This is a genomic window from Arthrobacter sp. NPDC055585, from assembly GCF_053619115.1.
The window spans coordinates 251,466-267,804 of sequence record NZ_JBSHIT010000007.1 but is presented as its reverse complement, the minus strand read 5'-3'; the positions used below and the strand labels follow the sequence as shown (position 1 = coordinate 267,804).

The following is a 16,339-nucleotide window of genomic DNA, read 5'->3' as shown; positions in this document are numbered from 1 at the left end:
CCGGTCATCTGTGACCGGCGGGCCGCCCTTTGCGTGCATCGGGGCCCGGCGGCGGTAGATTAGCCGTGTGTCTGCCAAATCTGCCGAAAAGCGCACCGAGCGCCTGCTGAACCTGGTCATAGCCCTGCTTTCGACCCGGCGCGGTTTCACCAAGCACGAGCTGTTCGAGGAAATCGAGCTCTATTCCGAAGCTGCCACCGCCGAGGCGAGGGAGAAGCTCTTCGACCGGGATAAGAAGTTCCTGCGCGAGCAGGGCATCCCCGTGGAGTCCTACAGCGAGGATCCGCTCTACGAACAGGACAATTCCCTGCAGCGCTACCGCATCCGTAGTGAGGAGTACCGGCTGCCCGAGGTGACTTTCACCCCGGCAGAATCGGCTGTCCTGGCCTTGGCTGCCCAGATGTGGGAACAGGCTTCACTCGGCTCCGCGGCGGCCCGGGCACTGCGCAAACTCCGTGCCCGCGGTGTTCTGGCCGAAGACGCCGCAGCCAGCCCGGTCCACCCGGCGATCCGCACCGCGGATCCGAATTTCGACAAGGTGTTCCGCGCCGTAACCGGCCGGACACCCATCAGCTTCGGCTACCGGGCATCTGACGGCCGGGAATCTTCCCGCTCCGTTCAGCCCTGGGGCATGGGATCACGGTACGGCCACTGGTACCTGGTGGGCTGGGACACAGACCGCAACGCCGAACGCTGGTTCCGGCTCTCCCGGATGACGAGCGGCGTAACTGCCGCCAGGGGCAGTTACACCGTCCCGCAGGGCTTCGACATCCATACATCCCTTGCTGCCCTGGACTCGGTGTTTGCTCCGGCGTCTGCAGCGGTGGATGTTCGTGCCGGTGCAGGCGCTGAGCTGCGGCTCCGGGCCACCGGCTCCCCGGACGACCAGGCAGCACTGCCCGACCCCGGCCCCGGATGGGACAGGCTCTGGTTTACCGTCACCGATCTGGATTCCCTTGCGGCTGACACGGCAGCCCTGGGCAGCGCAGCCCGGGCGGTCCATCCGCCTGAGCTGAGGGCGGGTGCACGCAGCGCCCTGTCCCGTGCACGCAGCCTTCAGGCCGAGCCGGTTCCGGCGTTTTCGGAGCCGGCGGCTGTCCGCAGCACCGTACCCAAGAATGCCGGTGCGCAGGAACGGCTTAGCCGGCTGCTGGATCTGGTTCCCTACATCCTGGCCAATCAGGGCGCAGACCTGGCGGAGACCGCGGGGAAGTTCGGCGTCAGCCCGGAACAGCTGGCTTCGGACCTGAACCTGCTGTTCGTCAGCGGACCCCGCTATTACCCCAACGGGCTGATGGACGTGAATTTCGAAACCGGGGAGATCTACATCGACAACGCGGAGAACCTCTCGCAGCCGGTGCGCCTGTCCATGGATGAAGCTGCTGCCCTGGTGGTCGGACTGGACACCCTCGCGGCCCTTCCCGGGGCCGCTCCGACGGACGCCGTGACCTCCGCCCACGCCAAGCTTACGGAAGCCGCCGGTGCGGCCGCGGGTGCGGGAACGTCCCTGGCCGCTGAACTGCTGCCCGGGGGAACACCCCCGGATCTGCTGAATGATCTGCAGCAGGCCGTCACGGGCCGCAGGCGCCTGGCCATCCGGTATGTTGTCCCGAGCCGCGACGAGGTCTCCGACCGGGTGGTAGACCCCCGCCGCATCTTCTCGGACAACAACACCTGGTATCTGGATGCGTGGTGCCACCGCGCACAGGCCGGCAGGTTCTTCCGGGTGGACCGGATCCTGTCCATCACAGACAGGGGAGAGGCAGCCGGGGATCTGCCTGCACCGGATCCGCAGTTCCCCTCCAGCCTTTTCACCCCGGGGGAGGCGGACGAGTTTGTCACAATCCGCCTTTTGCCGGACGCGGCCTGGGTGGCGGACGCCTACCACGCCGAGCGTCGCGCCGCGCTTCCGGACGGCAGCCAGGCAGTGGTGCTGCGTACCGCCAACTCCGGCTGGATTCCGGGGTTTATTGCCCGGCTGGCAGGTTCCGGGGCGGTACTGGAACCCGAAAGCCTGCGCCGGGATACGCAGGCTTGGCTGAACGAGGCGGCGAACTACGAATGAACAGGCGGTGAACCCCTGAGCCGGAGCACCCGTTTTTGCGCCGGTTCACCGCTGCCCTCCACTATGCTGGAAACATGCCTTGGTGGTCGTGGATTCTGATTTGGGTTGCCCTCACAGCGGTGGCCCTGCTGCTGTACGTCCTGATCGGCTACCGGCTCTTCCGCAAGTTCATGGCAGTGCTGCGTGAAGTCCAGTCAGCCGGGGAACGGCTGTCCTTTATCACTGCGCCTGTTCCGCCGGCTGAGGCCGGCCGGTTCCAGCCCGCAGTCTTCGCTGATCCGGAAGCTGAACGCCGCCGGTACGACGAGGGCAAAGCCTCCCGGAAAGAGGCCCGGCGTGAACGCCGTGTGCAGCGCCGGATCCTCCGCGGACAACCGCGGGCCTGGCGCGATATCCCCGGGCTCTGACATAGAATGCATTCAAACGAAAGGACACCGGCATGCGCCTAGAAGGCTGGCACATTGTCATCATCATTGTTATCGCGATCCTGCTCTTCGGTGCCCCGAAGCTGCCGGGACTGGCGCGCAGCGTCGGCCAGTCGCTTCGGATTTTCAAGTCCGAGGTGCGCCAGATGAAGGATGAAAACACCACGGCAGCAGCGGACGGAGACCCGGTCGAAGGCCGCGTCGTCAACAATCCGGGCCAGGCCGCTCCCCAGCAGGGGCCAGCAGCGGGACACACACCGCCGGCCGGACCCAATACCGGCAGCGGTAACCCGCCCGCCAACCCATAGCGGCCGTGGCGCTGAAACGGGGGCGCAAATCCAACCCTGAAGGGCGGATGGCCCTCAAGGAACACCTGAGGGAATTCCGCAACCGGCTGTTCAAGGCTGCTATCGCAGTGGTGCTTGGCACCGTGGGCGGCTTTTTCCTCTACATGCCTGTCTTCAACGAACTGACGCGTCCGGTCCGGGAGCTCTCTGAAGAGCAGGGCCGGCTGGCCACCATCAACTTCGACGGCGTGGCCACCTCGTTCGACCAGATGATCCAGGTCTCCGTCTTCATCGGAGTGCTGGTTTCCAGTCCTTTCTGGCTGTACCAGCTCTGGGCGTTTATCACCCCGGGTCTCAAGACCAAGGAACGCCGCGCTGCCCTGGGCTTCCTCTCAGCCGCTGTTCCGCTGTTCCTGGCAGGCGTCTGGCTGGCCTGGCTGATCCTCCCCAATGCCGTAGGCGTCCTGACGGACTTCACTCCCGAAGGCGCTGCGAACGTTATTACGGCGTCGGTGTACCTGGCCTTTGTGCTGCGGCTGCTGCTTGCCTTTGGCATTGCCTTCCTGATTCCTGTGGTGATGGTGGGACTGAACCTGCTCGGCCTGCTGAGCGGTAAAACCATCGTGAAGTACTGGCGGATCACCGTGTTCATCATCTGCCTGTTCGCAGCCATGGCTGCTCCGGGCGGCGACGCGCTGAGCATGTTCTACCTTGCTGCCCCGCTGCTGGTGCTGTTCGCTGTTGCCGTGGGACTCTGCTTCATCAATGACAAGCGGCGCGTGCGGCGCAATGCGGCCCGCGAAGCAGCAGTCAGCGCCGAAGCAGACAGGGCATCGAGCCTCAACGACCTGTAAGGTCCGCTGCCTGTCCCGGTACGTGGCTCCGCCGCGCTGGATGAGGTGCGCGTGCCGGGAGGCCAAACCCGCCCCGCGCACCGTCTAGGCTGGAGATATGACTTCCCCGTCTGAACGGTATCTTGCCGCCAAAGAACGCACCGGCCACGCACGGACCCGCCTGGGAGTCTTCGAGCAGTCGCTGGGTTTTGATCTTGACCCCTTCCAGCTGGAAGCCTGCCGCTCGGTTGAAGCCGGCCGCGGAGTCCTGGTAGCTGCCCCGACCGGTGCCGGAAAAACCGTGGTAGGCGAGTTCGCCGTCTACATGGCCCTGGAACGGGGCCTCAAGGCCTTCTACACCACGCCCATCAAGGCCCTGAGCAACCAGAAATTCACCGAGCTTTCAGCCTCCTACGGCTCGGCCAACGTAGGCCTGCTCACCGGTGACACCAGCATTAACCCGGATGCACCCGTTGTGGTCATGACCACCGAGGTGCTGCGGAACATGCTCTATGCCAACTCAGAGACCCTGGATGACCTCGGCTACGTCGTCATGGACGAAGTCCACTATCTGGCCGACCGCTTCCGCGGTGCTGTCTGGGAAGAGGTCATCATCCACCTCCGCTCGGACGTGCAGCTGGTCTCCCTGAGCGCCACCGTCTCCAACGCCGAGGAATTCGGCGCCTGGCTGGACACCGTACGCGGCGATACCGACGTCGTTGTCACCGAACACCGGCCGGTGCCGCTGTGGCAGCACGTAATGGTGGGCCGGGACATCCTTGACCTTTTCGCCACGGACGTCTCCTTCGATGAGACGGCCGGCTCCGGAAACGAGCCGGCCGGGGCCCGGGACAAAGTGAAGGTCAACCCCGAACTGCAGGAACTGGCCCGCAGCGAATCGCGGCTGAACCAGCGCGGCCGCTGGGGCGGGCCAAGATCGGGTCCCGGGGGACGCAAGCCGGCCAACGCCCGCCGGGGACCCTCAGGCTCCAACGCCCTGACGCGGACTCCGCGCGCATCCCGCCCACAGGTGATAAGCCAGCTGGACAAGCGCGGGCTGCTGCCTGCCATCACCTTTATCTTCTCCCGCAACGGCTGCGACGGCGCAGTCCGGCAGTGCGTTGACGCCGGCCTGACGCTGACCAGTGAGGCTGAACGCGCCGTCATAGCCCGGACGGTGGACGAGGCGGCCAGGGACATCCCTGAGGACGATCTGGAAGTCCTTGGTTTTTGGACCTGGCGTGAAGGACTCATCCGCGGTTTCGCCGCCCATCACGCCGGCATGCTTCCCACGTTCAAGGAAGTTGTGGAGAAACTCTTCGCTGCCGGGCTCGTCCGCGCCGTCTTCGCCACGGAAACGCTGGCCCTGGGCGTGAACATGCCTGCCCGGTCCGTGGTCCTGGAGAAGCTGGACAAGTTCAACGGCGAAGCCCACGTGGACGTCACGGCGGGGGAGTACACGCAGCTGACCGGGCGTGCCGGCCGCCGTGGAATCGACGTCGAAGGCCACGCCGTGGTGCTGTGGCAGCCGGGAACCGATCCGGCTGCTGTAGCCGGTCTGGCTTCCCGCCGGACGTACCCGCTCAACTCGTCCTTCCGCCCCACTTACAACATGAGCATCAACCTGATCGCGCAGTTCGGCCGCGACCGGGCCAGGGAGATCCTTGAATCGTCCTTCGCCCAGTTCCAGGCGGACCGGTCCGTGGTGGGTCTGGCCCGCCAGGTTCGGTCCCGTGAGGAATCACTGGCCGGGTACGAGAAGGCGATGACCTGCCATCTGGGGGACTTCACCGAATACGCCGCGCTCCGCCGCCGGCTCTCCGATCTGGAGAGCAACGCCTCCCGCTCCAAGTCCCGCAGCCTGCGCAGCGCCGCTGCCGCGTCCCTTGAGACCCTGCGGCCCGGAGACGTCGTGGATGTTCCCGGCGGCCGCAGTCCGGGCTACGCCGTGGTGCTCTCACCGGACTCCGGGGCCCGCGACCCGCGGCCGACCATCCTCACTGAGGACAAGCAGATCCGCCGGCTCCACGTTCAGGACCTGGACGGAGCCGTCAACGTGGTCTCCCAGATCCGCATCCCCAAGTCCTTCAACGCCCGGACTCCCAAGGACCGGCGCGACCTCGCCTCATCGCTGCGCAATGCCCTCCGCGAGCACCGCCCGCCGCGTCCGGCAGGCAGCCGGGGTGCGTCCCTCCATACCGCCGGCACCGACCGGCAGGAACAGGCAATTGCCGAGCTGCGCCGGAAGATGCGCGCCCACCCCTGCCACGGGTGCAGCGACCGGGAAGACCATGCCCGCTGGGCCGAGCGCTGGTGGAAGCTGCGTCGCGAGACAGACGCCCTTTCCGCCCAGATCCGCGGCAGGACCAACACGATCGCCAAGACCTTCGACCGCGTGACGTCGCTGCTGCAGCACTACGGCTACGTGGCTCCGGACGCTGACGGTGTACTGCAGGTGACTGACGCCGGCAGCAAACTCCGCCGGATCTACGGCGAGAAGGACCTGCTGGCAGCACTCGGGCTGGAGAACGGTGCCTTTGACGACGTCGACGCCGTGGAGCTTGCCTGTCTCGCCACCGCACTGGTGTACCAGCCCAAGCGGGAGGAACGCGGCCTGCGGCCGAAAATGCCCAGCGCCGTCCTGGACGGAGCGGTGGACATTCTGATCCGCCAGTGGTCCGAGCTCACGGACCTGGAAGAGGCAGAAATGCTGCCGGTCACCGGGGAACCGGAGCTGGGACTGGTCTGGCCCATGTACAAGTGGGTCCGGGGCAAGCACCTCCAGGTGGCGCTCAACGGCACCGAGCTGGCCGCAGGCGACTTTGTCCGCTGGTCCAAGCAGGTAATCGACCTGATTGACCAGCTGGCCAAGGTCCCGGACATTCCCACCGGCCTGCGCCGGCGCTGCCGCGAAGCGATCGACCTGATTAAGCGCGGCGTCGTCGCATACTCCGCAGTGAGTGAATAGGCCGGGCCTCCGGGAGCCCGGCGCCTATATCTTCCGTTATCCCCTCGAACAAACCACAGAACAGGTGAGTCCTTGAACAGCACGGCCCCGGCCAATGCCCTGACCCTCTACCGGAACGGCTCGGTCTACAGTTCCGCCGATCCGTTTGCCACGGCCATGCTGGTCGACGGCGGCACCGTCGCCTGGGTGGGCTCGGAACAGGCTGCCACCTCCATCCAGGACAGCAAGATGCGCGTCGTGGACCTCCAGGGTGCACTGGCTGCGCCGGGGTTTGTGGACTCCCACGTCCACCTGACGGAGACCGGGCTTGCCATTTCCTCGGTGGACCTCTCCGGCGTGCGCAGCCTGGCTGAAATGCTTGACGCCGTTGCAGCAGAAGCCGCGCGCACGTCCGGGCTCATCATTGGGCACGGCTGGGATGAATCCGGCTGGCCTGACCGCCGGGTGCCCACCGCCGCGGAGCTGGACCGTGCCTCCGGCAACCGCGCTGTCTACCTCGCCCGTGCGGACGTCCACTGTGCCGTGGTCTCAGGTACCCTTGCCGCCGAACTCGGGCTGGCTGGAATGGACGGGTGGGAGGACGGTTTTGTGATCCGTGATGCCCATGAAGCGGCACGGACGCTCTCCCGCAGCCTGTCCCTCGCCGAGCGTGCCCGCTACCAGCGTGCCGCCCTGGATCTGGCAGCAACGCAGGGCATCGTGGCCGTCGCCGAAATGGCTGCCCCGCACATTTCCCCTGCCGAGGACCTCCGCCAGCTCCTGGGACTGGAAGGCAGTCTCGGCGATGCCCCCGCACCGCAGATCCTGCCGTACTGGGGCCAGCTTGCCCGAAGCGATTCGGATGTGGCTGACATTATGGCCGCCTTCGACGGCCGGTTGCTGGGACTGGCCGGAGACCTGAATATCGACGGATCCATCGGGGCCCGCACAGCAGCCCTGCGCTCACCGTACTCCGACGCCCCGGAAACTTCCGGCAGCCTCTACCTCAGTGCCGAACAAGCTGCCCGGCATCTGGAGCTGGCCACCCGTGCGGGCCTGCAGGCAGGTTTCCATGTGATTGGCGACGCCGGTCTCGACACCGTAATCCAGGCGCTGAACCTCGCCGCCGACGCCGTTGGGGAGCCTGCCCTGCGCGCCGCCCACCACCGCCTGGAACACCTCGAACTCAGTGATGACAAGGCGGTCGCAGATTTGGTGCGCTTCGGAATTACCGCCAGCATGCAGCCGTCCTTCGACGCTGCCTGGGGAGTTCCCGGCGGCATGTACTCCCAGCGGCTGGGGGAGCGCAGCGGATCCATGAACCGCTTTGCCGCCCTGCTCTCTGCGGGTGTTCCGGTGGTCTTCGGGTCCGATGCCCCCGTCACTGCCCTGGATCCGTGGAGCGCCGTCCGCGCCGCCGTTATGCATTCAAACAGCGCCGAACGCATCTCGGCACGTGCAGCGTTCATCGCCCACACCCGTGCAGGTTGGCGTGCTGCCGGAACCGGCAACCCCATGCTTGGCCAGCTGGCACCGGGCACTCCGGCTTCCTTCGCGGTGTGGGAAGCGGAGGAACTGATGGTGCAGACGCCCGATGCTTCGGTGGCTTCCTGGAGCACCGACCCGCGCGCCGGAACACCGCTTCTGCCGGCGCTGGACACGGATCGGCTCCCGCGCTGCCTGCAGACCGTGCACCTGGGAACAGAACTCTACCGGGCGCCCGATTTTAGCTAGGCTCCCGAAAAAAAATACCGTTGCGTAACTGTTCGCATTATGCCTCTGACCTGCGGCTATAGAGATTACGCCCTAGTCAGGAAAGATGTTGACACCTCCCGCTCAGGACGTAGTCTAGACAGACCGCGGCACGGACCGGCTACACCGGGACCCGGCTGCAAGGCCCGGGCACGAACATGTGTGGGGTGATGGTCTTTCACCCAGCGCGGTGAAGGGCCCGTTTGAAGCAACACCGGCCGGCTCAGGAGCACAGGCAGTAGTTGCAGCGCGCAGGGACAGGTTCAACCGTCAGTAGAAAACAGGTCCGGAGCCCCCGGAACTGGCCCGAAGACGGATGCGCCTGTCCCTTCGTGTGCCACGGCAGTGCCGGCCTGCGGACCGCCGGATGCCCCGGTCACCTATACTGGTAATCCTGCCTTCGTCCGCAGTACCCCCATCCGAGCCGCGATCAGCGCGGCTCGTGTTCGTTGAAAGGCCACTGAGTGCGCGTCCTCACCATCATCCCCACCTACAACGAAATTGAGTCGCTGCCAAAGACACTGCAGCGCCTGCGCACCGCTGTCCCGGACTCGGACGTGCTGATTGCGGATGACAACTCCCCGGACGGAACGGGCGCCTACGCGGACAAGCAGGCAGCACTGGACCCGCAGGTCCACGTCCTGCACCGTAAGGGCAAGGAAGGGCTGGGAGCGGCCTATATCGCAGGATTCCGGTGGGGGCTTGAGAACGGTTACGACGTCCTCGTTGAAATGGATGCCGACGGCTCGCACAAACCCGAACAGCTGCCGCTGCTCCTTGAGGCCTCGGCGGCTGGAGCAGACCTGGTCATCGGATCCCGCTGGGTGTCCGGGGGATCCGTGGTGAACTGGCCGCTGCACCGCAAGCTCCTCTCCCGTGCAGGCAGCACGTACTCGAGGCTGATGCTGGGCATTCCGGTACGGGACATCACTGCCGGTTACCGCGCGTTCCGGCGCAGCACCCTGGAGAAGCTTGATCTGTCCGCTGTTGAATCAGTCGGTTACGGCTTCCAGGTGGACATGACCTTCCGGGTGGCGCGGCTTGGGCTGAAGATCACCGAGGTGCCCATCACTTTTGTGGAGCGCGAGTTCGGCGCGTCCAAGATGAGCGGCAACATCGTCTTTGAGGCGATTGCCAACGTGACCAAGTGGGGCCTGACTGCCCGCTGGCAGAAGCTCACCGGACGCAGCTAGGCACCGGAATTTTTATCCGGGGACGGCGAAAGGCCGGCAGCCATGTGGCTGCCGGCCTTCGCCGTAGGGTCACCGTTGCGGTGACCACGGGTCACTCCGCCGTTAGGACGCGGCGCGTTCTCCGCGGCGCTCACGGAGCTTGTCCAGACGATCCTGGAGAATGACTTCGAGCTCTTCAATGCTGCGGCGCTCGAGCAGCATGTCCCAGTGCGTACGCACCGGCTTCTCGTTGCTGGTGTCCGGCTTCTCGCCGTCGACCAGCAGAGCCTCCTTGCCGGTCTTGGAAACCCAGACCGGGGGAACCTCTGCCTCGGCGGCGAAGGTCACGAACACGCGTTCGCCATCCTCGCAGCGGTACTCGACGCGCTGGCGGGGAGCCGGCTCAACACCGGATTCCGTCTCCATGCTCTGCGCACCCAGTCGCATACCCCGCAGGCTACGATCGCTCATTTTTTCTCCCTCATCAGTTTCGAAAGACCCCGGCGGGTCCATCAGTAATACCCGCTGCCCAGAAGGACAGCCGCTCAAGCTCACACCGGCTGCGCACCGGATATCTCTTCCGATTCAACGCGGCAGCCGCGAATCCTGTTCCCGGCAAAGCCCTGTTCCCCGTCAAACAGTCAATTATAGCGGCAGCCGGGTACGACGGCGACCGGCCGGCTAGGGGACAGCGTCACCGGATCCGAGCCGGAGGCCCGCAGCGGTGTCCGTCTGTCCCGCCGAAGCGGCGGGATCAGTGCCCGCAGCTGCAGAGGTTCCGTTGCTTCCGCTGTTGCCGGCCGCACCGTTCCGGACATCCGGCAGGTAGTCCCCAAGTGCGGACCCGACGCCCCGCAGTGCCTCTCCGAGTTCACTGGGAATGATCCAGAGCTTGTTGGAATCGCCTTCCGCGAGCTTGGGAAGCGTCTGCAGGTACTGGTACGCAAGGAGCTTCTGGTCCGGGTTGCCCTTGTGGATGGCATCGAAGACCTTCTGGATTGCCTGCGCTTCGCCGTCGGCGCGGAGGATCGCTGCCTTGGCATCACCTTCAGCCGCGAGGATGGCGGCCTGGCGGCGGCCTTCAGCAGTCAGAATCTGGGACTGCTTGGTGCCCTCGGCCGTGAGGATGGTTGCCCGGCGCTCACGCTCGGCACGCATCTGCTTTTCCATCGAGTCCTGAATGGACAGGGGCGGTTCAATAGCCTTGAGCTCAACGCGGGAGACACGGATACCCCAGCGGCCGGTGGCTTCGTCCAGCACGCCGCGCAGCTGGCCGTTGATCCGGTCCCGGGAAGTCAGTGCTTCCTCGAGATTCAGCCCACCAACCACGTTGCGGAGCGTCGTGGTGGTGAGCTGTTCGACCGCATGGATGTAATTGGCAATCTCATATGTGGCAGCGCGTGCATCGGTGACCTGGAAGTAGACCACGGTGTCAATGGAGACCACGAGGCTGTCCTCGGTGATGACCTGCTGCGGGGGGAAGGAGACAACCTGTTCACGCAGATCAAGCAGCGGCAGCAGACGGTCTACAAACGGGATCAGGATGTTCAGGCCCGGGTTCAGGGTCCGCAGGTACTTGCCGAGGCGTTCAACGACGCCGGCACGGGCCTGCGGAATGATCCGGATGGATTTTACGAGGATGACCAGGACAAAGATGACCAGGACAGCCAGGATGACTAACAGGACGGTGGTTTCCATATTCCCCCTTGCATTGCGGCCGGGCCTTGTTTGTGGTCCAGCCTGATTCTTGCTCCGTGTCGGGGAGCGTCCGGGTCCCGGCCGGCTGGCCGGGTGTCCCGTTGTGGTCTGTGTGCTCCTACAGACGGCCGGCGGGACCGCCGTCGTCGTCATGCTCGTCTGCATCGGCATGCAGGCGGCCCGCGGACGGCAGCGGCTCAACCACTGCCGTGGCACCTTCAATGCGGGTCACGGCTACCTGCTCGCCGGCGGGAAGAAGGGACCCGTCTCCGGTGCGGGCGGTCCAGGTATCACCGCCGATTTTTACGGTTCCTGTGCGCGACCCGACCGGCTCGAGCGTGACGGCTGTGTCACCAATAAGCCGGTCTATATTCGACCGCTGTTCCTTGCTTCCGGTTTTGAGGTGTTTGAGGGCTACGGGACGAACCAGCACAATCATGGCCAGCGCAACGATGCAGAAGACCACTACCTGCAGGAACAGCGGTGCGGACAGGACAGCGGCAAGCATGGCGGCCAGCGCCCCTACGGACAGCATGGCGAAGAAGAGGTCCAGGGTGAGGGTTTCGATGGCCGCAAAGCCTAGAAAAAGCACCAGCCAGAGAACCCAGCCGTAATCGACGAGCCAGTTGTACAGTTCCTGCATGATCTTCCCTCCGGCTCCGTCTGTCCCGGTGCCGGGATGCTGCAGTGCCGTCCAGCGCCGGGCGGAGTGGTTAGTTGCGGGCTTTGTGGCTTATTCTGCCTGATAAACGCGGGTTTACCTAGGCGCATCAGGTTACGGGCGTGCCACAATTCCGGGCCGCGGCCGGCTGTTCCTGAGGCGGTCAGGCCCCGTCCGGACCGGCTGCCCGGAACTGCTGAAGCGAAAACGCTGCGCTCACCTGCAGGGGAAAATCCATCTGTGCAAGGGTGCCGCTGAGGGCGTCCGCATCGACGTGATGTGCTGACGGACCCATCAGGACCACATTCTCGACGTCGGTGCGGGAAAGGGACATCCGGAACTCAAGATGCTCCGCAGGCCCAGGGGCGAATCCGGACCCCAGCGACTGGGCTACCCGGGTCTCTTTTTCGCCGCCGATTTCGAGCATGCCGGCCAGTGAACGGATTTCCCGCAGATGCCCGGGCAGGGGAGTGACCACCAGAAGTGTGCCTCCCGGGGCAAGCACCCGACGGAACTCAGCCGCGTTGCGCGGGGCAAAAACATTCAGCAGCACGTCCGCAGCGCCGTCGGCCAGCGGCAGCGGGCGCCATACGTCCCAGACCAGTGCATATTCCCCTGGCAGCGCCCGTGCTGCGCGGCGGAGTGCGAACTTCGAGATGTCCAGCGCAACGGCCACGGAAGCTCCCGTCGCCTGCTGTACTTCGCGGAGGTAGTACCCCGTGCCGGCGCCGGCATCAAGCACTACCGGGCCCGGCTCAGCACCGCTGCCGGCGCCCGCGGCAAGGGAGGCGAGCCTGCGGGCCAGCGGCGCATAATGTCCGGCGGCCAGGAAGCCGGCGCGTGCCTGGACCATCTGTGCCGTATCTGCCTGGAACTTGGTGCCCGCACCGGTGAGCAGGTTGAAGTAGCCCTGTTTGGCGGCGTCGTACCGGTGCCCGGAGGGGCAGCTGAGGCTGGTCCGGGCAGCATCGGGTTTCAGGTCACCGCCGCAGTTCGGGCAGGTCAGCAGGCGGCGTTCTCCGGAGGGCATACCCCAATCTTAGGCCGCCGCAATGCCGGCACAGCCCAGGGCTGTGCGCGGCGGCACGAACCGGCTGTTGCTAGGCTCGGTTCCATGAAACCCAGTGATTTGGATCTCCTGAACTCCGTCTCCGAACCCTCCCTCAGCCCCGACGGCACCCGGACCGTCGTCTCCGTCCAGCGGCCCGACTTCGCGGCCGACTCCTACGTTGGCCAGCTGTGGAGCATCGGCCTGGATGGATCAGCTCCGCGGCGGCTGACGCGCGGGTTCAGCGACTCCGCACCCCAGTTCTCCCCGGACGGATCAGTGATCGCTTTCCTGCGCTCCGTGCCCGGTGTTCGCCCGCAGCTTTACGCCGTGCCCGCCGGCGGCGGAGAGCCGGTCCAGCTCACCGACCGGCATCTGGGTGTCTCATGGTTCCGCTTCTCGCCGGACTCCGCCCGGATTGTATTTTCCTCACGCGTTCCGGAGCAGGGGCGGTACGGAACGCTCGACGGCGTCTCCGCCGGAGCAGAGGACCCGCGCCTGATCACCACGCTGAACTACCGCATGAATGGCGCCGGCTACACGCGTGACAAGTTCATCCAGGCCTTTGTCCTGACGCTGCCGGACCTTGGCGCCGAACCGTTTGTGACGCCGGTGGGCCGGGCGGCGGCGGAGAGCCCGGACCGGGATCAGACGTCCAGCGGGCTTCCTGAGGCACTTCAGCTGACCAGCTTGGATGCCGACGTCGAGAATCCGGTCTTCAGTGCCGACGGGTCCTCGGTTCTCTTCAGCGCTGCACTGCATGAGGGCGCCGACACCGATCTGGTTACCGACGTGTACCAGCTGAGAGCGGACGGCACGGGGGAGCCGTGCCGGCTGACCAACCTCGCCGGACCCCGGCTGACGGTGTCCCATCCGCTGCAAAGTGCCGACGGCACGGTGCTGTACTACCTCGGCCAGGACGTGTCGGAGTCCGGGCTGGACTTCGTGGCGCGCAACACGGCCCTGTACGCCGCGCCGATGGCCGATCCTGCCGCTGCCGTGAGACTGACGGATCCGGAAACCATGGACCTCGCCGGAGGCGGGATCCTCCCTGCCGGGGAAGACCGGGTGCTGGTGTTCAACCTCAGCCGCGGCGCCTGCGAACTGCTGCGGGCGGACCGCACGGGTGAGCTCAGCACACTGGTGTCCGGCCCGCGGGTGGTCACCGGCGCGGCAGAGGCGGCCGGCGCCGTCGTCGTCACTTTTACCGATTCGCAGACCAGCGGGGACGTCGCGGCAGTGGATCCCTCGGCACCGGAGCAGCTGCGCGTCCTGACGGATTTTTCCGCTGCCTTCCGCGCCACAGCGGGCGTGCTGCCGCTGCTGGAGGAAACCCATCCGTCTGCCGACGGCTACCCGGTCCACGGCTGGGTTGTGCTGCCGGAGGGCGAAGGACCGCATCCGGTACTGCTGAATATCCACGGCGGGCCGTTCTCCCAGTACGGCTGGGGGCTGTTCGACGAAGCCCAGACCTACGCTGCTGCCGGCTACGCGGTCCTGATGTGCAACCCGCGCGGCTCCTCGGGCTACGGCCAGGAACACGGGCGGGCCATCAAGGAAGCCATGGGCACCCTGGATCTCCAGGACGTACTCGGGTTCCTCGAAGGTGCCCTGGCCGCCCATCCGGAGCTCGACGGCGCCCGGCTTGGCGTCATGGGCGGATCCTACGGCGGTTACCTGACGGCCTGGACCATCTCCCAGGACCACCGGTTCACCGCCTCAGTTGTGGAACGAGGTTTCCTGGATCCGCTGTCCTTCATCGGCTCCTCGGACATCGGCTGGTTCTTCTCAGCCGCTTACACCGGAACGGATCCGGCCAAGGTGGCAGCCCAGAGCCCGTTCGCCCAGGTGGACAAGGTCCGCACCCCGGCCCTGGTCATCCACTCCGAGGAAGACCTGCGCTGCCCTGTGGAGCAGGCGCAGCGGTACTACACGGCACTGAAGCTGCAGGGCGTTCCCACAGAACTGCTGCTTTTCCCGGGTGAGAACCATGAGCTCTCACGGACCGGCACTCCGTGGCACCGGCGCCAGCGGTTTGAGCACATCCTGCGCTGGTGGGCCAGGTGGCTGCCCACCCCGGCAAACCCGGGCACCGCAGCTGCGGGGAAGCACGAACCCGCGCCGGCAGTACAGGGTTCCTAGAAACCCAGCCCGCGCCGGGCCTCTCCGATGTCAGGGGAGGCCCAGCGCGGGTACTCGGCGTTTGAGCACAGCGAGCGGGTGAGGACCTTGTCCACGTAGACCATCCCGTTGAGATGGTCTGTTTCGTGCTGCACGATCCGCGCGGGCCAGCCGGTAAAGGTGCGCTGCCGGGCCGTGCCGTGCTCGTCCTCGTAATCCAGCCGTACCGAACGGTGCCTTTCCACCACGCCCTGGTACCCCTCAAAGGAGAGGCAGCCCTCGTAGAACGCGGCAGTTTCCCCGTCCAGCGGCTCATAGCGGGGATTGATGATGGTGAAGAATTCAAGCGGTGTCCGCTCGCGCACCTCGGCAGCATCCGGATCCGGCGCGTACGCGTCCTCCAGCACCGCCAGGCGCAGCGGAATGCCAATCTGCGGCGCTGCCAGGCCTACTCCCGGTGCATGGTGCATTACCCGGCGCATCAGCTCGATCAGGGCCTGCAGCTCGTCAGGCTGCAGCTGCCCCGTGTAGGGGGCGGCGGACTGCCGAAGCACAGGGTGCCCCAGCTGGACAATGGGTACAAGGTCTTGTTCCAGCATCGGAAGGACCAGGGAGCGGATATCGGCGGGGGACTCCGCGGCGCCGGGTTCGTAGATCACGGATCCATCCTAGTGCCGCGCTGCCGGCGGCAACCCGGGGCAGCCTTCCTGCCGGACGTTAAAGACAAAAGCAGGTCCCGGGCATCACTGCCCGGGACCTGCCTCGTTGTTTGTGCGGGGGAGAGCTCTTAGCCCTCGCAGTCCACGCAGTACTTGTCGCCGTTCTTTTCCAGTGCAATCTGGGAGCGGTGGCGGACCAGGAAGCAGGACATACAGGTGAACTCGTCAGCCTGTGCCGGAACAACCTTGATCAGCAGTTCTTCACCGGAAAGGTCCGCACCCGGAAGGTCGAACCCGTCGATGGCGTCGGATTCCTCGACGTCGATAACCGCCGTCATCGCTCCGCCGCGCTGCTGGGCCTTCAGCCCCTCCAAAGAGTCCGTGGGCTGGTCTTCTTCTTTGACGCGCGGTGCATCGTAATCGGTAGCCATGTGTAGTGCTTGTCTCCTGAAATTGTGGGGGGGTTCGAGCGTAGATCATATCGGTGAAGCCGCATAACACACCAAACGGCATCTGAATAGGTCTTTCTGTGGCCTAAACCGCAGAAACCTGCAGTCCGGTACCGGCCGTCCGCTGGTGCCCGGGTGCTGCGCGGCCCGCTTGCTGCGGGTCAGACATCCGGCCGGTGCCGTGCAGGAGCCGGCCAATTCCGCGCATTCTCCGCCTTTCTG

At 65.7% G+C, this 16,339-nt stretch carries 14 protein-coding genes; 8 read left to right on the top strand and 6 right to left on the bottom strand.

What is annotated here, in order from left to right; translation table 11 throughout:
* The first annotated feature begins 67 nt into the window (after positions 1 to 67).
* From ACWGQ2_RS13710 to ACWGQ2_RS13680, 7 genes are all read left to right on the top strand, one after another.
* Positions 68 to 2,065 (top strand): helix-turn-helix transcriptional regulator, encoded by a 1,998-nt coding sequence (locus ACWGQ2_RS13710; protein ID WP_452018133.1) that lies wholly within the window; start codon positions 68 to 70, stop codon positions 2,063 to 2,065.
* Positions 2,066 to 2,139: 74 nt separating this feature from the next.
* Positions 2,140 to 2,472 (top strand): hypothetical protein, encoded by a 333-nt coding sequence (locus tag ACWGQ2_RS13705; protein WP_452018131.1) that lies wholly within the window; start codon positions 2,140 to 2,142, stop codon positions 2,470 to 2,472.
* Positions 2,473 to 2,504: 32 nt separating this feature from the next.
* Complete coding sequence (tatA, locus tag ACWGQ2_RS13700; protein WP_452018129.1) at positions 2,505 to 2,798, top strand: Sec-independent protein translocase subunit TatA; 294 nt, start codon at positions 2,505 to 2,507, stop codon at positions 2,796 to 2,798.
* A gap of 47 nt (positions 2,799 to 2,845) precedes the next feature.
* Positions 2,846 to 3,631, top strand: a complete 786-nt coding sequence (gene tatC, locus ACWGQ2_RS13695; protein ID WP_452018127.1) for a twin-arginine translocase subunit TatC — start codon at positions 2,846 to 2,848, stop codon at positions 3,629 to 3,631.
* Between the two features lie 97 nt (positions 3,632 to 3,728).
* A complete protein-coding gene (locus ACWGQ2_RS13690) occupies positions 3,729 to 6,578 on the top strand; it encodes a DEAD/DEAH box helicase (protein ID WP_452018125.1) in 2,850 nt (949 codons plus the stop codon).
* Between the two features lie 72 nt (positions 6,579 to 6,650).
* Positions 6,651 to 8,291: an amidohydrolase gene (locus ACWGQ2_RS13685; RefSeq protein ID WP_452018123.1), complete on the top strand. Its 1,641-nt coding sequence runs from the start codon at positions 6,651 to 6,653 to the stop codon at positions 8,289 to 8,291.
* Between the two features lie 482 nt (positions 8,292 to 8,773).
* Positions 8,774 to 9,502, top strand: a complete 729-nt coding sequence (locus ACWGQ2_RS13680) for a polyprenol monophosphomannose synthase (protein WP_452018121.1) — start codon at positions 8,774 to 8,776, stop codon at positions 9,500 to 9,502.
* 102 nt (positions 9,503 to 9,604) lie between these two features.
* Here the strand turns inward: ACWGQ2_RS13680 and ACWGQ2_RS13675 are convergent, their stop codons facing one another.
* The 4 genes from ACWGQ2_RS13675 to ACWGQ2_RS13660 form a co-directional block, all read right to left on the bottom strand.
* On the bottom strand, positions 9,605 to 9,952 hold the full coding sequence (locus ACWGQ2_RS13675; RefSeq protein ID WP_152227916.1) for an RNA polymerase-binding protein RbpA: 348 nt from the start codon (positions 9,950 to 9,952) through the stop codon (positions 9,605 to 9,607).
* 210 nt (positions 9,953 to 10,162) lie between these two features.
* Positions 10,163 to 11,179 carry an SPFH domain-containing protein gene (locus ACWGQ2_RS13670; protein ID WP_452018118.1) on the bottom strand — a complete coding sequence of 339 codons (1,017 nt, stop codon included), beginning with the start codon at positions 11,177 to 11,179 and terminating at the stop codon, positions 10,163 to 10,165.
* Positions 11,180 to 11,297: 118 nt separating this feature from the next.
* Positions 11,298 to 11,822 carry an NfeD family protein gene (locus tag ACWGQ2_RS13665; protein ID WP_452018116.1) on the bottom strand — a complete coding sequence of 175 codons (525 nt, stop codon included), beginning with the start codon at positions 11,820 to 11,822 and terminating at the stop codon, positions 11,298 to 11,300.
* A 181-nt stretch (positions 11,823 to 12,003) separates the two neighbouring features.
* On the bottom strand, positions 12,004 to 12,870 hold the full coding sequence (locus tag ACWGQ2_RS13660; protein WP_452018114.1) for a methyltransferase domain-containing protein: 867 nt from the start codon (positions 12,868 to 12,870) through the stop codon (positions 12,004 to 12,006).
* A gap of 84 nt (positions 12,871 to 12,954) precedes the next feature.
* On the opposite strand from ACWGQ2_RS13660, the gene ACWGQ2_RS13655 reads away from it, so the two are divergent.
* On the top strand, positions 12,955 to 15,030 hold the full coding sequence (locus ACWGQ2_RS13655; protein ID WP_452018112.1) for a S9 family peptidase: 2,076 nt from the start codon (positions 12,955 to 12,957) through the stop codon (positions 15,028 to 15,030).
* Here ACWGQ2_RS13655 and ACWGQ2_RS13650 read toward each other — a convergent pair.
* Positions 15,027 to 15,608 carry a peptide deformylase gene (locus ACWGQ2_RS13650; protein ID WP_452018154.1) on the bottom strand — a complete coding sequence of 194 codons (582 nt, stop codon included), beginning with the start codon at positions 15,606 to 15,608 and terminating at the stop codon, positions 15,027 to 15,029. The genes ACWGQ2_RS13655 and ACWGQ2_RS13650 overlap by 4 nt on opposite strands.
* 188 nt (positions 15,609 to 15,796) lie before the next feature.
* Positions 15,797 to 16,099 carry a DUF4193 domain-containing protein gene (locus tag ACWGQ2_RS13645; protein WP_091604775.1) on the bottom strand — a complete coding sequence of 101 codons (303 nt, stop codon included), beginning with the start codon at positions 16,097 to 16,099 and terminating at the stop codon, positions 15,797 to 15,799.
* Positions 16,100 to 16,339: the final 240 nt, after the last annotated feature.